Genomic DNA, 20,713 nt, shown 5'->3' on the forward strand with positions numbered 1-20,713 from the left:
TTTGTTCGGCAGCGCGAATGAGAGAAAACGACCGCCATATCCTGACAAATAGACATGTAACCCCTCGTCTTCGGCCGGCTTTATACTGTGGGAAAGCACGAATAAATGACGGGGAGGTTTGAAAAAGATATGAAAAAATCAATAAAGCGGGCAACGGCTGCGCTTGTTGCGGGAGCGGTGTTCGGGTCCTTATTGTACGCCGGCCCGACGGTGGCTGCAAATCTGTCCGACGGGAGCGCGACGGTCGGAGCGGCGGCTGCGAATCCGTCCGATGGAGGGGCGGCGGTCGGCGCGGCTGTCGCCGCCAAATCGGTGCGCAAAGTGGATGTAATGACCGATTGGGTCAGCAATTACCGGTATATGGATTTTGACGGAATGGCGCAACGCTTGGACGAATTGTTGTTCGCTTTTGCAGCAAATCCGGAATACGTGCCAGTCGATAAGACGGAATCCTTTATGCCGATCGGCTATTGGGACGACACCAACCGCAACGGATACGGCCGAATGTTCGGTTTCCCCTCGTACATCGGCCATATAAACGGCTCGGGAGAAAATACGATGTCGCCGGGATCGCAAGAGGCGATTTCGACGCTTGCGCCGCTGCTGTCCGGCATGCTCGCGGGTATCGACAAGACCGATCAGTACGGCTACAATTTGGCGGAAATGGCAAACGGCTTTCACAATTCCGCAAACGGCGAGGATATGGTGTTAAATCGGACGAATACGTCTACCGGCCAAAGCTTCTGGTATGAGCTGTATCCGCAGCTGCTGTACATACAAATTTACGAGACGGCCAAGCGCCAATACGGGCAGGATATCCCTTCGATGCGCAACATCATTGTGCAAGGAGCAGAGAAATGGCTCGATGCATTGCCGAATTTCAAAAACAGCAGCGGCAAGCTGTCGTTTGACTTTACCTCCTATAATATGAAGACGGGTGAACCGGTCCGCAATGGCATGTGGACGGAACCTCCTGGCGGTGCGCTGGCGTACATCTTCTATTCGGCTTACGAGACGACAGGCGAGCAGAAGTATTTGGACGCGATGACGCTCGTTATGGATGAGTTAAATGCAAGCGGTATCAACCCAAATTACGAGGTAACCCAGGATTACAGTCCGTTGATGGCGGCCGTCATGAACTTCCGATTTGGCCAACGTTATAATATCGATAAAATGATCAACTGGCTGTTTGACGGGGACAGCGATGTCCGCACCGCTTGGGGCGTCATGGAAGGCGAATGGGGCGGATATCAGGCCGATGGTCTTGTCGGCGCGGGAAGCGACGGCGGCGGATTCGGTTTCCTTATGAATACCTATCATCTCGGCTCGGCGCTTGCTCCGCTTGCCAAATACGATCCCCGTTATTCCGACGCTGTCGGCAAATGGTTCCTGAGCGCTTCCAACAGCGTGCGGCTTATGTATCCGCACGAGCTGCCGGCTGCCAATCAGTCGCATGGGGGAGCGTTTCAGCATGACCCGGACGGCGTCATTGCTTACGAGGGCGTTCGGCGCACGGAAAACGACGTTTCGCCGTTCGCTACGGGAGATCCGGTCAGCAACGGCTGGGGACAGACCAACTATGGCATATACGGTTCGTCGCTGATTGGCGTGTTTGCGGCGATTATTGATCCGACCAGCGTCGAGCGCATTTTGCGCCTCGATCTGAATGCAACCGATTATTATCGCGAGCCGGGCAGCTTCCCGCAATATTTATATTATAATCCGTACCCGGAGGCGAGAAGCGTGACAGTCGAACTGGACGGTCCGTCCAAGCTGTTCGATGCCGCTTCCAAAACAACGATTGCCGCCCATGTATCGGGCAATTACAATTTGACGATTCCGGCGTTGTCTTCGTTGAACGTTATTGTGCTGCCCGCCGAAGCGGACATTCGCCATGTCGGCGCAAGCTGGATGGTCGGAGCGCGGACGATCGCCAAGGACGCGATCGGGGTCAGCATTTTGTCGCCCTCCGTTCAACGCCAGCACATAACGGCGGACACGGTTGAGCTGGAGCTTGCGCTGACAGGCAGCGACAACGCCGAGATGGAAATTGCCGCAGGCGATACCCTGCTATATTCCGGCCCGTTTGTGGCCGACTATACGCTGGATACGACCCGGATGGCGAACGGAATTTCGGATGTAGCCGTAACGGTAAAAGCGAGCGGGCTAAGCGACACGGCCAATATCAAGCTGGAGATCAGCCGTCCCGATGAAGCGAACGTCATCTATGAGGCATCCGCGGCCGATGCGCTGCAGTATACGCCGGTAGCGGCGATGCCGGCATCGGTAACGGATAGCGGCGAAGGTTATACGCTTATTACGGAAACGAATGGGGATGGCGACTGGGGCGCTGTGCAGTCCGAAACGATCGAAGTCGATTTCTCCCGCCGGCCGTATCTGGAGCTGGATACGAATCAGCCCGACCCCTATTATACCGTTCAGATCAAGTTCGAGGATGAGCAATGGGGCAAATATGTGCTGTCGAACGGAATGAATGCCGGCAAAAAACTGATCGATCTAAAAAGCGCGCTTGCTTCGTTCGGCGACCGGGAACGAACGGGTCTGACGTCGCTCCGCGTCTATCTGATGGCGAACGGCAAGGAAGGAGCGTCGTTTGGACTGAAGTCGCTCAAGCTGTTCTATGATGATCCGCCGGCCGTGGCCGCCGATGTTGTCTTCGATGCGGTGGATATCGCAAGCTTTGCGTCGGGCGAATCACCAGGTACGGCAAAGCTGATCGGCAAAAAAGCGATTATGGAGAACAGAACCGACAACGAGGGATACGGCGGCGTTCAGTCCGGCGCATTTACGCTTGATTTTGCGAAAAATCCAACTCTGGCGATCGATATTGGGGAAGTAGGCGAAGGAAACACGTATACGCTCAAGCTGCTGTTTGGCGGTTCTTCCTACTATATCTACGCGAACCGAACGGCTACCGGCATACAAACAATCAATCTGGCAGAGGGCATTCTGGACTATCAAAATCAGGCGCCGGCCGGCTCCGGCGAAGCAAGGCTGGAGTTGTGGGCTACCGACAAAAAAGGCGCTTATTTTATCGTCGATTCGCTTGAGGTTGTTTATGAGGACGAAACGACGGCTTATGCGGCGGACAAAGCGACGATCGAGACGTTCGAATCTTCTTCTGCGCCAGGGAAGATCGGCTATATTAACGCGGCGGCGCGCGTGACGGAAAATCATCCCGACGGCGACTATGGCACGGTCCGATCGACTCCGTTCCTGCTCGACTTCGACAAGCCGATTCGGCTTGCGATCGATGTGGCGCAAACAACGGCCAGATGGACGCTGCAATTGAAGTTCGAAGGCGACGAACATCCAAAATATTTGGTGGCGGACCGCACAACAACCGGGGTTACGGTGGTAGACGCGGCGACTATGCTGCGCCAATACGACGCCTCGTTCGACAAAACGGGCTTGCAGCGGACGACGCTGTATGTGATGGCAAATGGAGCGGAGGGCGCTTCCGTTGATGTAAGAAGCATTTCCTTGCAGCATGGGCAGTCGGAGAGTTATGCCACCCGGCTTGACAAGGAGCTGGTTGAATTGACAACAGGCGGGTCGGCGCAAGCGGCCGCAACGCTGGAGGGCGGCGACATCGGCGCCGCTGTGCGATGGAGCTCCTCCGATGAGACCGTGGCGATGGTCGATCAAAGCGGACGCATCACGGCAATCGGCAACGGCACGGCCGTAATCGCCGCCGAACGCAGCGATCAACCGGGAGTGAAGGCGACGATGACGGTTGCCGTTCGCCCGGAACGCGCCGTTGCCGTCACGGTCGAAGCGCCGCAATCCGCGCTTGCCGTCGGCAGCCGGCTGACGCTGCGGCCAGTCGTATCGCCGGCTAACGCGATCAATGACAAGTGGATTTTCCGTTCTTCGAATCCATCGGTCGCTCAGGTGAGTCCGGAAGGCATCGTTAGCGTAACCGGAGCGGGCAAAGCAGTCATCGATATCAAGACAGAGGATCATTACGCGGGCGCAAGCATCGAAGTAAACGGATATACGCCCGGCGGCACGGGCACTGTCGGTAACGGCAGCGGCACCGGCGGCGGAGCGAACGGCGATAAAGCCGCCGCGTATAAAGGCGAATGGACAGAAGGCCGCTTTGTGGCGGAGCTTCTCCCGGACGGCGTGGCTCAGGCTGTCGAAGAAGCAGCAGCGCAAGGCGGCGCGGCGCGAATCGAACTGAAGATGGCCGAATCGGATTTGACTGGGGCAAACGGTTTCTCGGTCGCGATTCCGGATCACATATGGAAGGACGATTTGTGGCAAAAAGCGGGCGTTCGGCATCTGCTGCTGGCGAGTCCGCTGGGCGATATTCAATTAAGCATCGAAGACGTGTTTGAGCTTTATCGCGATCGTACGGGAACGCTGGAGCTGGCGCTGTGGAAAGCCGCTGACGGACAGCTTCCCGGACCTGTGAGCGAAGCGGCGGACGGACGTCAGGTGTATGTGTTCGCCGCAACATTGGATGGACGGGAGCTCTCGGACGATGCGGGGCTCGCGCTAGTTACTTTGCCGATCGCCGGTACCGATGCGGTTGTCAATGAGCTGTCGGCAGCCGGCGTCGAACGAGCCAATCCGTTGTCGGGGCGGACGGCGGGAGGCATAAGCGTTATCGTCGGCGGAAAGGTTTATGTCGTGCTGGCATCGCCGTCGACGAATCCTTATGGCGATTCCGCTTCGCATTGGGCGGCGGACAGCATTGCTCTGGCTACGGCCAGAGGCATAATGCAAGGCGTGGGCGGCGGCAAGTTCGCGCCGGATCAAGGCATGACACGGGCGATGGCCGTGCGCCTATTGGCCAATCTGGAACGAACGCTTCCTGGTCCGGCCGGACAGCTGCCGTTTACGGATACGGAGGAGGGCGCCTGGTACGCTTCGGCTGTCGGCTGGGCTAACGAAGCGGGAATTGCCGCCGGAACGGGCAACGGGAAGTTTGAACCCAACCGATTGGTGACGCGCGAGGAGATGGCCGTGCTGCTGCTGCGTTACGCGCAATACGCCGGGCTGAAGCTTCCGGCTGCGGCCGGCGCAACCGAGACGACAGGAGATTTTGCCGACGCGGCGGACATACGGCCATGGGCGGCGGAGGCGTTGCGAACGCTGCATCATGCCGGCATCATTCATGGCAAGGAAGGCAACCGCTTTGCGCCCGGCGACCATTTGACGCGAGCCCAGGCAGCCGCGCTGATGCAGGAGTGGATCGACTATATGCTCCGAGCATGGGGTGCGAACGGACATCAATGAATATCAATAACCGAAGCAGGATGGTGAATGCATCATGAATCTCGCTCATCGCAAAGCGGAAATGAAAGAGCATTACGAAGCGTCGCTGGCCATGAATGTGGGCGATCACGCTTGGCTGTCCACCCTCTATTTTTCGGGGGCGTATGAGGAAGAGCCGGACTGGGCGATCGGTCCGTTCGTCAAGGAAGAACGGATGACCTTCCGACTGGGGCGGCAGTGGCGCGATCCTTACGATTTTGGCTGGAAAAGCGGCTTTCTGTTTAATCCGAGCCTGATCGAGCTCGACGGCAAGCTGTATATGTTCTATCGGGCCGCGCCCAAGAAAGAAGCGACGGGCTCGCGGATTGGCCTGGCCGTCTACGAAGAGGGAGCGGGATGGAGCGATTGCGGACATAATCCCATCATCTATCCGACGAGGGACAATGAACTGCTCGGCTGCGAAGATCCGAAAGTATATGAGGCCGACGGGAAATTTTATATGTTCTACAACGGGGTATGGCCGGTGAGCGAAGAGCAGGCGGCAAGCGTTCGAGAATCGATGGGGTACGAGGTGCAAGTCGGCTGCGACATTAACATGGCGGTGTCGGACGATCTGCTGCACTGGGAGAAAAAAGGCATCGTGGTGCCGCATGCCGTCTCGCAATATTGGGCGAAAGGCGCGGTAATCCCGCGCGATCCCAGTGGCAGGGCTGTGCGCATCGATGGCCGCTATATGATGTTTCTGAGCGAAGGCTGCGGCGGGCGCCAGCATGTAGGCTTCTCCGAAGATATGTTGAACTGGCATTTCGAGCCGCAGACCTATCTGGATACGTCCGCATACGGCAAGCTGTACGAATTGGCTTGCGTATCCGCAGACCGCAGCCCAGGCGACGATCGGCTGGTGATGGATTTTTATTATCGGGACGTAGACGGGCGCAATGCGGCGGGGCAGGCGTTGTATGCACGGCGCGAGCCGTTCCGGCAACTGTCGCTGAACAAGGGCGGTACGCTTGCGTGGGGCGGGCTGATCCAATATCGCGGCAGATGGCTGTTTGCCCAAGGCTGGGATGCGGAGAACGGCGACAATGAGATGTATTTCTATAGCGCTGTTGTACGATAAGCGTATTTGCATGTAGTAACGTTACAAGGTCTCCGCTCCGTAGCTTATCCGGATGCGGAGGCCTTTTGTCATTGAAACGAGATTTTCTCATATAAAAACCCTCCATTCGAATCAAAAAATAACGTATCGTTATTTCTTCCGTCGCTTTAAAATAAAAGGAGGCGAGAGAGCAGCGAAAGGAAGAGATAGAATGAATGTCAGACGTTTGCTGCAATGGCTGTGGCCGGATACGCTGAAGGGCAGATTGAGCATTTTGCTTATTTTCGTGACGATTACGCCTATTGTGCTGATCGGGATCACTTCTTATTTCTGGTTTTACCAGGTTCAGATGGAGAAAATCAATGCCAGTTACGAGACGGTGCTGCGCAGCGAGCGGGACGCGCTGGAGAAGGCGTTCGACAATCTGGCGAGCGTCTCGCAGCTGCTGGCCGCCGACGGAGGATTGGGCGACGACATTGCTCTGTACATGCAAAGCGAAGATCCGCTCGAAAAGACCAAGCGTTTCCGTTCGATCGATCGTTCGCTTACGAACATCATTTATTCCAACCCCTCGATCCATTCGTTGTTTGTTTATTTCGAGGAGCATTATAAAACGATTCAGTTCGAATCGGCTCCATTAAAGCATCGTTTCATGATCGCATCGATGGATGATATGCCCTTTGTGCCGCTTTTTCAGGCCAACCAGTTGACCTACAACAGCCCTCACCCGACGGTGCTTCATAATTCCGACAAAACGGTGCTGTCGTTGCTGCGGCCGATTTCCTACGGCAGCGGTCAAACTTATTACGTCTATCTGGAGACGGAATGGGGACAGCTTGTCCCGCCCGCGGGAGATGGTGCCCAAACCGACGATGTCTACCATTTGCTGGTCGGCAACGACGGCGCGATCCGCTACAGCAATCTGCCGCTTGAGCTGCGCGAAGGGGCGAAACTGGACGATGAGCGCGTCGCTTTGCGCGCTTACAAGTCATTTTCCATGACCGGCAAAAACGGGTGGGAGCTGGTATCCCTGGTCAAGCGGAGCGTGTATGAGAAGGAGGTTCAGCAATGGCGCATCCTGTACGTCATTATGTCCTGTCTGTCGCTGGTGCTGACCGTCGGCGCGGTTTCGTATATTTGGAGGATGGTGTACCGTCCGCTTCAGACGATGAACAAGGCGATGAACCGCTTTAGTCATGACGGCAACCACTTGCAAAAGCTGCACACCCGCTTGACGGAGTTTGAAGTGATCTATTCCAGCTTCAGGGATATGAGCCGCCGAATCGTCGAACTGATTACCGAGGTGGAGCTAAAGGAAAAACGGAAGGGCGAGCTGGAGGTGGAAAAGCTCATTTCCCAGATTAATCCTCATTTCCTGCACAACACGTTGAATACGATTCAATGGCTGGCGCTGGAGAAGGGGCAACGCGAAATTTACGATCTGGTAAAGGTGTTTACGCGGGTGCTGCAATACAATTTGGGCAAAAGAAGCATGATCGTGAAAATCCGCGAGGAGCTTGCCGCGTTAAACGACTATATCGAGCTGCAAAATATTCGTTACGATCATCGTTTCAAGGTCGATTCCACCGTGGATTCGGATATTGCCGAGGTGCCGATTCCAAGATTCGTGCTGCAGCCGATCGTGGAGAATGCGTTGTACCATGGCATAAGCAGCGAGCAAGGCCGCATTACGGTCAAGCTGAAACGAATGACCGGGCGCTATATTCTGATTACGGTCGCCGACAGCGGGCAGGGCATGAGCCCGGACACCGTGGCCGCTTTGCTCAAGGGGGAAGGAGGCAAGTCGACCGGCATTGGCATCGGACTGAACTACGTGCAGAAAATGCTGGACGTCCATTACGGCGACGCGGCCTCGATGAGCATCGACAGCCGGATCGGCGAGGGGACGACCGTCACGATTATGATTCCGGACAGCGTGAAAGGGGAGGAAGAACATGATCAAGGTATTGCTCGTGGATGACGAACCGCTGGTGCGCAGAGGCATACGCAGTATTATGCCGTTGTCCGATTTCGGCATGGAATGGGCCGGGGAGGCGTCCACGGCCGAGGAAGCGCTGAAGGCGCTGGATGCCGGGGGAATCGATCTGGTGCTGACCGATATTTCGATGCCGGGCATGGACGGGCTTGCTTTTATTCGAAAAATGCAGACGGACCATCCGTCCGTCCGTTCCGTTGTCATTACCTGTCATCAGGATTTTGATTATTTGCAGCAGGCGCTGCGGCTTGGAGCCGTCGACTATATCGTCAAAACGCAGCTCGATGACGATTCTGTTCACGATCTGCTGGGGCGAATCTCCCGCCATGTCGAACGGCACGCCGAGGCGGAGCAGGCCGAGCTGGACCCGAGCATTCGCAAGCGGCTGGCTGAGCGTTGGAGCTCTCTTCATTGGGTGGCGCGCGAGGAATTGTACGAGACGTTGTCGGCGGATACGCTCCGCGTATTCGACGCCGCATCATGGAAGGAATTATTGACGTATTGCACGAAAGGCGAATGGCAACGATTTTGCCCGCTGCTGGCTCCGGAGATCGACCGTGTTGGCGCGCAGCTGGGGACATTGGACTCCATACCGGAGCTGCTCGAGTGGGTGGAGCTGTTTCGCGACGCGGCCATGCACCGGCTATGCCTGACGATGTATTCGGAGCAGGTCATCGCTTCGATTATGCAGGCGCTCGATCTGCTGCGCGGGACGGAAGACGGCAGATGGAGCCAGTCCGACATTTGCAAGCAGGTCGGGATGAGCGTCAGCTATTTCAGCAAATGCTTCAAGGAAATTGTCGGCGTATCTTTTGTCTATTATGTGCAGGAGATGAATTTGCGGCATGCGCAGTTGCTGCTGGAGGCAACCAATCTGCCGATCTATGAGGTGGCGGATAAATCGGGGTTCAGCGACGAGAAGTATTTCGGCAAAATATTCCGTACAAAGCTGGGCTGCTCGCCGAGCGAATACAGACTGCAAAGCCGTAGCAAGCGGTGAGCGGAGACGGGCGCACGGCATGCGGGCAATAGGCGACGAGGAAATCGGACAATCGGCACGTTTTTTTATGTGCGGAATGTCCGGTTTTTTTGTTGCGGAGGTTGGACGCAATAAATTTATCCGCCCAATGCGGCAAAAGGGCATGTAACGCCTGGCGGCGGCGCGGCGCTACAATATAGACATAGAGACGGAACCGGAATGAGCCGGAAGGAGGGTTAGCAACGATGAAAGTAAACGTACATCGCGCCGAGATCAATCCGATTATAGCGCCCGAGCAAGTAAAGCCATCGCGACCCGATATGGAGGTCATCGGCGTTTTCAACGCCGGGGTGGCGAAGCTGGGAGACGAGGTTATCCTGCTGCTGCGCGTGGCCGAACGTCCTGTGCCGAACGACCCGGAGGCGTATTTGACGCCAATCTGGCGCCATGAGACGGGAGCGCTGGACATCTTGCGCATCGAACGAACGGAGGATGCGGATTTCTCCGACCCGCGCGTTATTCGGACGCCGTACCAGAACTATTTGACTTCGATCTCCCACTTGCGCGTTGCGCGCAGTTTGGACGGCTACAACTTCCGGATCGACGAGAAGCCTACTGTGCTGCCGGAGACGGAATACGAGACGTTCGGTATCGAGGACCCGCGCATTACCGAACTGGAGGACGGTTATTACATTACGTACAGCGCCATTTCGCCATCCGGCATTGTCGTGCCGCTGTTGTATACGCGAGACTTCGAGTCGTTTGAACGCAGAGGCATCCTGTTCCATCCCGACAACAAGGATGTCACTTTGTTTCCCGAGCGTATCGGCGGCCGCTATTACGCGCTGCATCGCCCGTCAAGCTCTCACTATGCGAAGCCGGACATCTGGATCGCCGATTCCGACGATCTGCTGCGCTGGGGCAATCATCGGCGCATACTCGGCGTCAGGGAAGGCGGCTGGGACGGCGGCCGCATCGGGGCAAGCGCGGTGCCGTTTAGGACGGCGCGCGGCTGGCTGGAGCTGTATCACGGCGCTGACGGGGACAACCGCTATGCGGTAGGGGCCGTGCTGCTCGATGCGGAGCGGCCATGGCAAGTGCTTGCCCGCTCGTCCCTTCCGATTATGGAGCCGGAGGCGGCTTTCGAAAGGGACGGTTTTTTCGCCAATGTCGTGTTTCCGTGCGGAGCGCTTGCGGAGGGGGATACGATCAGGCTGTATTACGGCGCCGCCGATCGTTCCGTCGGTTATGCCGAGATCAGCCTGCGGCAAGTGCTGGCGTCGCTTGAGGGGGAAGAGGCATGAGCAGGAAAATAAAATCTGCCGGATTGCGAGATCTGATTTACAACCGCTATCTGTATGCATTGGCCGTGCCGGCTGTACTGTTCAGCATCATTTTCGCTTATTTGCCGATGATCGGCGTATCGATCGCGTTTATGGATTTTAATCCGCTCAAGGGCATATTCGGCAGCGAGTGGATCGGGCTTGACAATTTCCGCTTTTTTTTCCGGGGCCAGGCATGGATCCAAATTACATTAAATACGGTGTTGTACAACATCTCATTTATTGTGACCGGCACGCTGATGTCGCTGACGCTCGCGATTATGCTGACGGAGCTTGGACGCAACTGGCTCGTGCGAACGATGCAGTCGCTCATGATTTTGCCCAATTTTATTTCATGGCCGATCATCGGTTTGTTTTCCGTAGCTTTTTTTACTGCGGATACGGGCGTTATCAATAGTTTGCTTGTCAAGCTTGGCTGGGAGACGATCGCTTTCTATACCGATCCGGAAGTTTGGCCGCCGATTCTGGTGCTGATGAATTTGTGGAAGACGGCCGGCTTCGGAGCGATTGTTTATATGGCAGCCATTGTGGGCATCGACAAGGAGTTGTACGAGGCGGCCAGAATCGACGGCGCTTCGCGTCTCTCCTGCATCTTCCGCATTACGCTGCCGCTATTGCGGAGCACTGTCGTGCTGCTGTTCCTGCTCAGCATGGGCAATATTTTCGGAGGCAATCTGGACATGATCTATTCGCTGGTGGGCGACAACACCTTCCTGTTCCGAACGACGGATACGATCGACACGTATGTGTTCCGCGCGCTGCGAACCTCCGGCTCGATGGGGATGACGCAGGCCATTGCGCTCTATCAATCGGTGGTCGGCTTCGTGCTGGTCATAGTGGCGAACAAGGTCGCGTCGCGGCTTGACAAGGATTCCGCATTATTTTAGGAGGGAAGGCTGCATGAAAAATTCCAGGCAAGACCGCGTCATGTCCGTGTTGTTCTATCTGTTTACCGCCTGTTTTGCCGCAGCGTGCCTGTACCCGTTCTGGCTGGTGCTGTCAAGCTCGGCTACGGCGGAAGTGACGCTGCTGCGCGACGGTTACCGGCTATTTCCGGAACAATATTCGCTGGCGGCTTACAAGGCGATATTCTCGTCTTCCACCATCCCCGACGCCTATCTCATTACGATATTTATTACGGTGGCCGGCACGGCGCTCAGCTTGCTCGTCACCAGCATGGCGGCATACGCCTTGTCCGGGCGCAGACTGCGCTTTGCGCCGCATATATCGCTGTTTTTCTACTTTACGATGTTGTTTAGCGGCGGCATGGTATCGAGTTATATTTTGATCACCAAATATCTCCATCTGGGCAATTCCATCTGGGTATATATATTGCCGGCGCTGTTGTCGCCGTGGAATATGTTCCTGATGCGCAACTTCTTTAACGACATTCCGAAGGAACTGTTCGAATCGGCAAAGCTGGAGGGCGCGGGCGAGGTAGTGATCCTGCGGTCGATTGTATTGCCGCTATCGCTGCCGGCACTGGCGACGATCGGCTTGTTCTACGCGCTTGGCTACTGGTCCAGCTGGATGCCGGCGATGCTGTACATCGATGATACCAAACTATTTTCGCTGCAATACATCATTATGCAAATTATTCGCAACGTCGATATGGCGCAAAATATTGCGGTAGCCGGCGCGCAATCGACGGCCCAGATCGCTCCGGCTTATACGGTGCGGCTGGCAACGGCGATTGTGACAGTCGGGCCAATCATTTTCCTGTATCCGTTCTTGCAGCGTTATTTTGTGGGCGGATTGAAGGTAGGCGCCATCAAAGGCTAAATCCGGCGTTTGCGCCGGTTGGCATACAGCATTACGATATAAAACGGGAGGGTTCACACATGAAACGATGGGGAAAGCAAGGATCGATGCTTTTGTTGTCATTGTGCATGGTCTCAACCATGCTGGCAGCGTGCAGCGGCAAAGACAATAACAACGGCAATAACGGCGGCAATAAAGGTCAGGTCGAGGCGACGCAGACTCCGGCCGCCGGAGAAGAGCAAGGCTCGAAGGCGCCTGAACCGGCCACTCTGAACATCATGTTATGGGGCGACAAGCCCAAGCAATTCGACCAGGTCGTGGCCGAATTCGAACGCAGAACAAAGGATACATTGAACCTGAAGCTCAACTTTACGTTTACGCCGCAGGCCGATTACGTCAACAAGCTGAAGCTTAAGCTGTCTGCCGGCGAGCAGGTCGATATCGCGTTCGACGCGCCGTGGATGAACATGAACACCTTTATTGCGCAGGACAACTATACGAATCTGGATGATTATTTTAACAACGATCAATACCCGGGCCTGAAAGAAGCGTTTGGCGAAGGTTTCCTCGACAATAACCGGTTTGTCGGAGCGGATGGCAATCTGCATGTGTACGGCGTGCCTCTGGGTCAATATTTGGGCGATCTCGGCGCGATCTACTATCGCAAGGATCTGGCCGAGAATTACGGCATAGGCGAGCTGTCGACCTATGAGGATTTGCTGGCCTTTTTCGACAAGGTGACGGAAAACGATAAAGGCATGATTCCGTTCGTGATCAAAAACGACGGGAACTATGGCGCAGTAGCGACGATCGAGGTCAACAAATCGGCGCCGGTGAAATACGAGAAGGGGCTATGGCCCATCACGCTTGGACCAAATGTGGACGGCACCGTCCTGATTCAGGACAACAAGGTTGTGACGGCCACCATTAAAGGCGAAAAGCAGGAAGCGATCGCATCGTTCCCGGAACCGTTCAATCAGGCCGACTACAGCATTTTGGAGACGGTTCGCGAATGGCATGAAAAGGGCTACATCGAGAAGGAGCCGATCGTGCGCAAAGACGCCAGCGGAACGTTCTCGGCGGGAAGAGCGGCGGCGATGATGGAAGGATTGTCCAATCTCGACAATATTAAAGCGCAGCTTGCGGCAGGCGTGCCTTCGGCCGAACTGGGCGTATTCCTGACGGCCCAAGCGGCTCGCGACAAGGTGCAGCCGAATCCCGGATATATTTCCGACTTCCGGGTATGGAACTTCCTGGCGATTCCGAAAACGTCGATCAACGCCGACCGGGCGATGTCGTTTATTAACTGGCTGTTCGAAAGCCAGGACAATCACGACCTGTTCGAGCTGGGCATCGAAGGCACGCATTGGGAGGCGATCGGAGACGACAAATTCAAATATCCGGATGGCGTCGATCTGAGCCAAAACTATGTGTTCCCCGGCTACATGCTGACATGGAACCCTAATTATATTCGCCTGTCGGAAAACGTGCCGGACAATCTGGTTGACGCGTTCCGCTACCTTGCCGACGAAAAAACGTATGTCCGCTCCGCGCTGGCCGGCTTTGCCTTTAATCAGGAACCGGTCAAAAACGAGCTGGCCAATCCCGATTTTGGCACGATTTCATCCGATGAGCTGGCCTACAAGCTTGGCATGGTGCCCAATCCCGCAGAGGGCTTGACGAAGCTGCAGCAGAAATGGGAAGCGAACGGCAGGCTGCAAGCCGATATTGCCAAAATCAAGGAAGAGCTGATCCGTCAGACGCAAGAGTTCCTGGATCAGCAGGCGGCGCAGAAATAGGCGGCATGAGACCGTGGGGGGCGGCGGAACCGCTCCCCTTGAAGGAGGCATGTGGATGATACGCAAAGTGAAGCAAATGCCGGATATGCCGCAGCCCTATGCGATGCGGAACTGGAAGCAGGTAGCGACAGCCTATGATCGGCTTGTGTTCGATGCCGAAGCAACCGGCGATTTTTTTCCGCTTGTGTGGCGCGACGACACGCCAGGCGGAACGGGCAAGCCGGCTTTCGGCTTGCCTTCTTATTTGGGCGGCCGGCGCGGCGAGAACGGGCACGAAGCGATTAACACGGCGACTGCCGTGCTTGGCGCCACGTTGTGCGGCATCGATAAGTCGAATCAAAATGGCGTTAACTGGGTGGAGATGCTGGAATGTTATTATGGCGGAGAGCAGGCGGCTCCTTTGTTCCTGAATCGGAGAAACGGCCGCGCGGGATCGACCTTCTGGTACGAGATTTATCCCCATGCGTTAATGTATGCGTTAACCGATCTGTATCCCGACACGGGCAATCTGGACATGATGATGCGCAGCACGGCGGATCAATGGCTGTACGCTTGCAACAAGCTGACGGGAGAAGACGGCGTGCCCGACTTTGACCATCTGTCCTTCGATTTCGATACCGGCAAGCCGGTCGACAACGGCCGCTGGCGCGAGCCGGATGCCGCCGCCGGTGTTGCCTGGCTGCTCTATATGGCGTACAAGCGTTGGAACGACAGCGGTTACCTGGACGGAGCGCGGCGTTGCCTCGCCTTCCTGGAGCGGCGCAGCGCCAATCCGTTTTATGAGGTGCTGCTGCCCTTCGGCGCTTGCGTGGCTGCGCGGTTGAACGCCGAACTGGGCGATGCCCATTCGGTAGACAAATTGGTCAACTGGGTGTTCGACGGCGACAGCGAATGCCGGCCCGGCTGGGGTGTCATTGCCGACAATTGGGGCGGCTACGATTGTTACGGGCTCGCCGGGAGCATCACCGATTGGGGGCAGCGTTGGGACGCCGAAGGGGCGGGGCCATGGAAGCCGTTCGATGGCGAGAGGAGCGGCTACGCCTTTACCGCCAACACCTTTGCGCTCGCTTGGCCGCTTGTGCCGCTCGTTCGCTACGACAGCAGATTTGCGCCGGATATCGGCAAATGGATGCTGAACGCCGCCAATGGCGCTCGACTGTTTTACCCTGGAGCGCATTCCGGCAAAGCCCAGTCATGCGCGTTCTATAAGCCGGATGCGGATGATGTCATCGCGTACGAAGGCTTGCGCAAATGGTGGGATCACCAAAGCCCGTATGCGACAGGCGATCCAATCCGATACAGCTGGGGGGCGATCGATCTGGGACTTTACGGCTCCTCCCACGTCGGCATTTTTGGCGGCATGATCGAACAGACCGATGTGGAGGGCATACTGCAACTGGATTGCCTGAGGACCGACTTTTTCCGCGAGGCGGCGCATCCGACTTATTTGTATTATAATCCGCACAACGAGGAGCAGGCGGTTACGATCGATGGAATTGGAAACGACTTCGGCGCCGTTTATGACGCTTATGCGCATAGCCTGGCAACGCTGCGGAGCGGCAAGCTGATCATACCCGCTCGTTCGGCGGTGCTCGCCGTCCTGCTCCCCGAAGGGGCGGATGTTGCAGAGTCGGACGGCAAGCGGTATTGCAACGGGATTGTCATTGACTACAATACGCGGGCGTAGCCCCGCATTGACGGAGGTTGGATTGTTTATGCTTCAGATTCATCATCACCCGCAAACATGCGGTCAACTGCTGGAGTCCTATAGGGGCGGCAGAGAGTCGGCGACAGGGTCGAAGCTTCGGTTCGAAGGCGTGGACGGCAGAGACGTTTACAACATTACCGCCGCATTCGCGGACGATGGCGCTCCGGTGCTGGCCGGTCGCGTCGAAGCGCGCGATACGGAATTTTCCTGCGTCAAGTTTTTCCGTCGGAAGGAAGGCGGGGGACAGAAGGACGGCAGCTGGCAGGTCGATGAAGCTTTGCCTGAACTGGCTTTGCAGGACCCTTTTTATACGCGTATTGGAGAGGAACTGGTTTTTGGCGGCGTCCGCGTCATCGAGGATGAACAAAATCCGGGCAAAATCAAGTCGTGGGAAACGGTATTTTCTCGCGGAGCAAACGTTGCCGGGTTGCAGCCGTTTCTGGTCGGGCCGAGCCATATGAAGGATATCCGGATGGTTCAGCTTGCGGACGGCGCGATCGGCGTATTTACCCGTCCGCAAGGGGAGAAAGGCGGCAGAGGGAAAATCGGATTTTTTAAGGCGGCTTCGCTCGAAGTCGTTACGCAAGCGGATATTTCCGAAGCGCCGTTGCTTGAAGGCATGTTTATCGACGAGGAATGGGGCGGAGCCAACGAAGCGCATCTGCTGGCGAACGGGCTGATCGGCGTGCTCGGCCATATCGCCTGGTTTGACGAAGCCGGTCACCGGCATTATTACGCGATGACGTTTGCGCTTAATCCCGATACGCTGGAACGCACGCCGCTCAAGCTGGTTGCCGAACGTTCCGATTTTCCGGACGGACCGGCCAAACGCGGCGATTTGCAGGATGTCATTTTTAGCGGCGGCCTGATTCGCAACGGCAACGGATCGGCGGATTTGTATGTCGGCGCCAGCGACGCCGAGGCCTATGTGATAACCATTCCCGATCCGCTGCTGGAGTACGAGGGACTATAACCGACCGACCTTAAATGTCATTTCTGTGCGGATGTAAAGGTCAAGCTTCTAAGCATACGCGTACCAGACGCGCACGGAAGACTTGAAGGTCAACACCCCAGGTTCGATCTCCGTCGCGGTATCCCCTGCGGGGAAGGACGCGGCTTTGAACATAACAGGCTCGAAGCCCCGACCCGGCGTCTCCTCTATCTTGCAAGGCACGGCGGAGAGAGAGACGCCAATCGTGTCCGCGATAACGCGAGCTTTGGCGCCCGCATCGCGGACGGCCATAGTGAGCGCTTCTTGCCTGGCGGCGGCGGAGCCCCTCGACCTGAACGACACATTGGTGACGGTGTTCGCGCCATGCGAGACCGCCGCATCGATGACGGTTCCCGCATTTTCCGTGCCGGGGAGCGTAATCTCGAGCAGATGCGTAACTTTGTAGCCGCGGAACTGCTGTTTTCCATCGACGTAATCGTATTGCGGTTCAATGGTGAATGCCGCCGTCGCTATCGCCTGCCTGGGAATGCCGAGCTCCGTCAGCGCTCCGATAATGGATGAAATGGCAGCCGCATTCTCCTTCTGCAGCTCCGCCAGCTTATCTCCTTCACTGATGACCCCCAGCGTTACGCTCGTCTCGTCGGGCTTCGCCGTCGCGGCCCCTTCTCCCGTCACTTCGATTGTTAATGGACATGCTCCGTTATGTTGTTCGTTCATCTCTATTATTCCTCCCGATTTCGCTCTCTACATAAATATGATGATGCCTTAAGCAATTAGACGAATAAGACCCGCGGGAAGTTCCAGATGTCATCTCCTTCCCGAGACCGAATTAACAACCCTTCCCAAGGATAGCGATGAACCAACCTCAAGGCCGTTACTTGAAGGTCTATTTTTCTGTAAATTTGAGGAAAAACGAAATGAGGTTGTTGACCGTGACGAATCATGGAGTCATAAGCTGGTTCAGACTAGAAAAAGGAATGCTCGCGACGGGGCTGTTGGGTTTAGTTTTGGCAATCGCATGTGCGTGCTGGGCACTGATAGCGGGGCCCGAACGACCGCCGGAAGGCGATTTGTGGAAGGCATTTTCCTTTAACGCCGCGCTTGGAGTCTTCCTCATATCGACGGCCGCGATTATGCCGCTTTCGGGAATGAAACGAAAAACTTTGGCATTCTTTCGCATGACGTACATCGCGCTCGCTTTATATTCCTATTTCGCGGAAACGGTGCAGAACGTTCGCGGAGTGAATCCGCGGTTTCCCGTTAACGGAACAACCTTCGACGAAATCGCGGCGGGGATTTTCACGTTAGTCGCGCTGCTCCTCGTCGTTTTTTATGTCATATTCGCGGTCGGCTATTGGAGGAGAAGCGCATACGACAGAAATCCCGAGCTAGTCCTGGGGATACGGTATGCGATGCTATCGGTTATGGTGTCCTTTGCGGGCGGCATTGCCATCTCCGTAAACAGCAGCAGATTCTTGGGAGCGGAAGGCAATCTGATCTGGCTGCATGGTTTGGGCTTTCATGCGATTCAGGCATTGCCGTTTATTGCCTGGCTGGCCGCCGGAACGATGTACGCGCACGCCAGTCGCCGCATGTTGGTTCATATATCCGGCATTGCGTTTTTCCTCGGCTTGATGGCGATGGGCTGGCAGACGCTGCTTGGCCGCGGGCTGTTGGAATGGTCGGCGCTGCCGCTGACCGCGGCCGCCTGCTTTATTCTCGTCACCGCAGCTGGGGCAAGGGCTTTGCTTGGAAATCCCGGCTTTGGAGACCGCAAGAAGAAAGGAGCCAAACATTCTGAAACGCATGTTCTTTGATGAACCCAAAAGTAGATATGCACCGTCAGGCGTTTTCTTTCGCATATGAAGGGATATGTTTGGGGTCTACGAAAGAGATAACGTGGTTGTTCCCCTTCAGGGGCTTCTATCGAGGCATGCTCACCGCAGCAGCATGTGCAATGAGCGATCACGCCAACAACCAACCGCCAAGAGCCAACCGCCAACAACCAACAGCCAACCGCCAACCGCCAACCGCCAACAACCAAACTCAACAGAAAATAGAGGGAAAAACTCCTTCTAATTGGGATAAATCAGCTAATGGGCTCAACTTAGAGGGAAAAGTTCCCTTTAATTGAGATGATTATGCTTAATTTCTATGATTACATTGAATTATAGGGAGGATATCCCTATAAATCTCAAATAATGGATGAGATAAGGCGATTAGAGGGCGTTTTTCCTCTTATTCGAGAGAATGGTGACCGAACAGGCATGGGAGATGCTTTAGACCAGAATTGGCAATAGAACAGAGAGGACCGTGAGGGCGAACTTCCCTGAAGGTTTTTCTCAAATTATTTATAAAGTTTCACTTTTATAATTAGGCTTATACTTCATCGGTAAACGCGCTTGTCCAAGGACGGCGTTAGCCGTTTATACTTGATTTACAAAACCTCCACTTTAGCGTGTTGTCCTCTAACGCTATAATGGTTTCCAAGAGGCAAGGCCGGCGCAGGCTTTGCTGTATGGGAGGCACAGAGGATGTCGGGTAGAGGAAAGAGACTTCTGGAGCTGTTCGCCGCTTCTTTGAAGCTTGGATTAACGTCGTTTGGCGGACCGGTTGCCCATTTGGGTTATTTTCGAGAAGAGTACGTCGATCGGCGAAAGTGGCTGGACGATGGAAGTTACGCGGACATGGTCGCGCTGGCCCAGTTCCTGCCGGGACCTGCCAGCAGCCAGGTCGGCATTGGCATCGGTATTATGCGCGGCGGCTTGCTGGGCGGCTTGATTTCGTTCCTTGGCTTCACGCTGCCATCCGCAGCTGCTCTCGCTCTGTTTGCTCTGCTGTTAGAGGGAATGGGCATTGCCGATGCCGATTGGCTGCATGGCCTCAAGCTCGTAGCGGTCGCCGTAGTGGCGCATGCGGTATGGGGAATGGGGCAAAAGCTGGCGGCGGGACGCGCGCGCATGACGCTTGCGCTGGCGGCGGCCATCGCTGCCTTGTTATGGGAGGCCGTGTACGGCCAGGCAGTCGTCATCGTGTTGTCCGCCGTGCTGGGATTGTGGCTGTTCCGGGAGCAGGAGCACGGGGCTGAAAGCGCCCAGTCAGGCAAGGGAGCAACAAGTTTTGGCTCGTTGCCGCATAAAGGCGCCGATAGCGGCTCGGCTGCGACAGTCGTCGCTGGCGCGGGCAACCATCCAGGACTTTCGCGTAGAACGGGTGCCATTTGTTTGCTTATATTCTTTCTGCTTCTTGCGCTAATGCCTGTCGCCAAGGAATTAACCGCAAATCATTGGCTGGCGCTCATGGAGGGTTATTATCGTTCGGGCTCGCTCGTATTCGGCGGCGGTCATGTCGTGTTGCCGCTTCTGGAGCGGGAGGTCGTGCCGGTGGGGTTGGTGACCCAGGAGCAGTTCCTCGCGGGCTACAGCGCGGCGCAGGCGGTCCCGGGCCCCCTGTTTACGTTCGCAGCTTACCTTGGCGCTGTATCGGATGGTGCTATGGGGGCGATAGCGGCTACCGCGGCCATTTTCCTACCCGCCTATCTCCTGATGGCAGGCGTAATGCCTTTTTGGCATAGTCTTCGCCAGCGGCCAAACGTTAAGCGGGCGCTGGCGGGGGCGAACGCCGCCGTCGTCGGCATTTTGCTGGCGGCTTTGTACGATCCCGTCTGGACCAGCGCGGTAACCTCCGCCGCCGACTTCGCGCTTGCGGCAGCGCTGTTTATTCTATTAACCTATTGGAAGCTGCCGCCTTGGGCCGTCGTAATCATCGGAGCGCTGGGAGGCGTTTTGCTAACTAGTTTCTATGCGTAATCGTTCCTGACGACAAATCG

The 20,713-nt window shown here is 56.0% G+C and carries 14 protein-coding genes; 13 read left to right on the top strand and 1 reads right to left on the bottom strand.

The features are described from left to right. The first annotated feature begins 129 nt into the window (after window positions 1-129). From KJW29_RS33310 to KJW29_RS33355, 10 genes are all read left to right on the top strand, one after another. Entirely contained in the window at window positions 130-5,268 is a 5,139-nt protein-coding gene (locus KJW29_RS33310; protein WP_214627845.1) for an S-layer homology domain-containing protein, read from the top strand. A 34-nt stretch (window positions 5,269-5,302) separates the two neighbouring features. Beyond that, the gene (locus KJW29_RS33315) at window positions 5,303-6,367 is read left to right on the top strand and encodes a glycoside hydrolase family 130 protein (RefSeq protein WP_214627846.1); all 1,065 of its coding nucleotides are present in this window, start codon (window positions 5,303-5,305) and stop codon (window positions 6,365-6,367) included. 190 nt (window positions 6,368-6,557) lie between these two features. Then, window positions 6,558-8,327, top strand: coding sequence for a sensor histidine kinase (locus tag KJW29_RS33320; protein ID WP_179215698.1), 1,770 nt, complete (start codon window positions 6,558-6,560; stop codon window positions 8,325-8,327). Beyond that, window positions 8,302-9,342 (top strand): response regulator, encoded by a 1,041-nt coding sequence (locus KJW29_RS33325; protein WP_214627847.1) that lies wholly within the window; start codon window positions 8,302-8,304, stop codon window positions 9,340-9,342. The genes KJW29_RS33320 and KJW29_RS33325 overlap by 26 nt, the downstream gene beginning before the upstream one ends. A 224-nt stretch (window positions 9,343-9,566) precedes the next feature. Next, complete coding sequence (locus KJW29_RS33330; RefSeq protein ID WP_214627848.1) at window positions 9,567-10,625, top strand: glycoside hydrolase family 130 protein; 1,059 nt, start codon at window positions 9,567-9,569, stop codon at window positions 10,623-10,625. Continuing rightward, complete coding sequence (locus KJW29_RS33335; RefSeq protein WP_087569751.1) at window positions 10,622-11,551, top strand: ABC transporter permease; 930 nt, start codon at window positions 10,622-10,624, stop codon at window positions 11,549-11,551. Before KJW29_RS33330 ends, KJW29_RS33335 begins: the two co-directional genes overlap by 4 nt. A 13-nt stretch (window positions 11,552-11,564) precedes the next feature. Further along, window positions 11,565-12,446, top strand: a complete 882-nt coding sequence (locus KJW29_RS33340; RefSeq protein WP_087569750.1) for a carbohydrate ABC transporter permease — start codon at window positions 11,565-11,567, stop codon at window positions 12,444-12,446. A 59-nt stretch (window positions 12,447-12,505) separates the two neighbouring features. After that, on the top strand, window positions 12,506-14,224 hold the full coding sequence (locus tag KJW29_RS33345) for an extracellular solute-binding protein (protein ID WP_214627849.1): 1,719 nt from the start codon (window positions 12,506-12,508) through the stop codon (window positions 14,222-14,224). A gap of 55 nt (window positions 14,225-14,279) precedes the next feature. Beyond that, a complete protein-coding gene (locus tag KJW29_RS33350; RefSeq protein WP_214627850.1) occupies window positions 14,280-15,911 on the top strand; it encodes a hypothetical protein in 1,632 nt (543 codons plus the stop codon). A 28-nt stretch (window positions 15,912-15,939) separates the two neighbouring features. Beyond that, the gene (locus KJW29_RS33355; RefSeq protein ID WP_214627851.1) at window positions 15,940-16,905 is read left to right on the top strand and encodes a DUF1861 family protein; all 966 of its coding nucleotides are present in this window, start codon (window positions 15,940-15,942) and stop codon (window positions 16,903-16,905) included. A gap of 48 nt (window positions 16,906-16,953) precedes the next feature. On the opposite strand, the gene KJW29_RS33360 is transcribed toward KJW29_RS33355, so the two are convergent. Beyond that, entirely contained in the window at window positions 16,954-17,601 is a 648-nt protein-coding gene (locus tag KJW29_RS33360) for an SIMPL domain-containing protein (RefSeq protein WP_214627852.1), read from the bottom strand. Between the two features lie 215 nt (window positions 17,602-17,816). Here KJW29_RS33360 and KJW29_RS33365 point away from each other — a divergent pair, with 215 nt between their 5' ends. The 3 genes from KJW29_RS33365 to chrA all read left to right on the top strand — a co-directional run bounded on the left by KJW29_RS33365 (window position 17,817) and on the right by chrA (window position 20,693). Continuing rightward, entirely contained in the window at window positions 17,817-18,701 is an 885-nt protein-coding gene (locus KJW29_RS33365; protein WP_214627853.1) for a hypothetical protein, read from the top strand. Window positions 18,702-18,841: 140 nt separating this feature from the next. Continuing rightward, window positions 18,842-19,018, top strand: coding sequence for a hypothetical protein (locus tag KJW29_RS33370; protein WP_214627854.1), 177 nt, complete (start codon window positions 18,842-18,844; stop codon window positions 19,016-19,018). 400 nt (window positions 19,019-19,418) lie between these two features. Continuing rightward, window positions 19,419-20,693 carry a chromate efflux transporter gene (gene chrA, locus KJW29_RS33375; protein ID WP_214627855.1) on the top strand — a complete coding sequence of 425 codons (1,275 nt, stop codon included), beginning with the start codon at window positions 19,419-19,421 and terminating at the stop codon, window positions 20,691-20,693. Window positions 20,694-20,713 lie beyond the last annotated feature (20 nt).

This window comes from Paenibacillus agaridevorans (genome assembly GCF_018604145.1).
GTDB lineage: Bacteria > Bacillota > Bacilli > Paenibacillales > Paenibacillaceae > Pristimantibacillus > Pristimantibacillus agaridevorans.

Excerpts from the sequence above, each read along its gene's own strand:
- KJW29_RS33310 (WP_214627845.1), top strand. The coding sequence starts at position 130 with ATGAAAAAATCAATAAAGCGGGCAACGGCTGCGCTTGTTGCGGGAGCG.
- KJW29_RS33315 (WP_214627846.1), top strand. The coding sequence starts at position 5,303 with ATGAATCTCGCTCATCGCAAAGCGGAAATGAAAGAGCATTACGAAGCG.
- KJW29_RS33320 (WP_179215698.1), top strand. The coding sequence starts at position 6,558 with ATGAATGTCAGACGTTTGCTGCAATGGCTGTGGCCGGATACGCTGAAG.
- KJW29_RS33325 (WP_214627847.1), top strand. The coding sequence starts at position 8,302 with ATGATCAAGGTATTGCTCGTGGATGACGAACCGCTGGTGCGCAGAGGC.
- KJW29_RS33330 (WP_214627848.1), top strand. The coding sequence starts at position 9,567 with ATGAAAGTAAACGTACATCGCGCCGAGATCAATCCGATTATAGCGCCC.
- KJW29_RS33335 (WP_087569751.1), top strand. The coding sequence starts at position 10,622 with ATGAGCAGGAAAATAAAATCTGCCGGATTGCGAGATCTGATTTACAAC.
- KJW29_RS33340 (WP_087569750.1), top strand. The coding sequence starts at position 11,565 with ATGAAAAATTCCAGGCAAGACCGCGTCATGTCCGTGTTGTTCTATCTG.
- KJW29_RS33345 (WP_214627849.1), top strand. The coding sequence starts at position 12,506 with ATGAAACGATGGGGAAAGCAAGGATCGATGCTTTTGTTGTCATTGTGC.
- KJW29_RS33350 (WP_214627850.1), top strand. The coding sequence starts at position 14,280 with ATGATACGCAAAGTGAAGCAAATGCCGGATATGCCGCAGCCCTATGCG.
- KJW29_RS33355 (WP_214627851.1), top strand. The coding sequence starts at position 15,940 with ATGCTTCAGATTCATCATCACCCGCAAACATGCGGTCAACTGCTGGAG.
- KJW29_RS33360 (WP_214627852.1), bottom strand. The coding sequence starts at position 17,601 with ATGAACGAACAACATAACGGAGCATGTCCATTAACAATCGAAGTGACG.
- KJW29_RS33370 (WP_214627854.1), top strand. The coding sequence starts at position 18,842 with ATGAGCGATCACGCCAACAACCAACCGCCAAGAGCCAACCGCCAACAA.
- chrA (WP_214627855.1), top strand. The coding sequence starts at position 19,419 with ATGTCGGGTAGAGGAAAGAGACTTCTGGAGCTGTTCGCCGCTTCTTTG.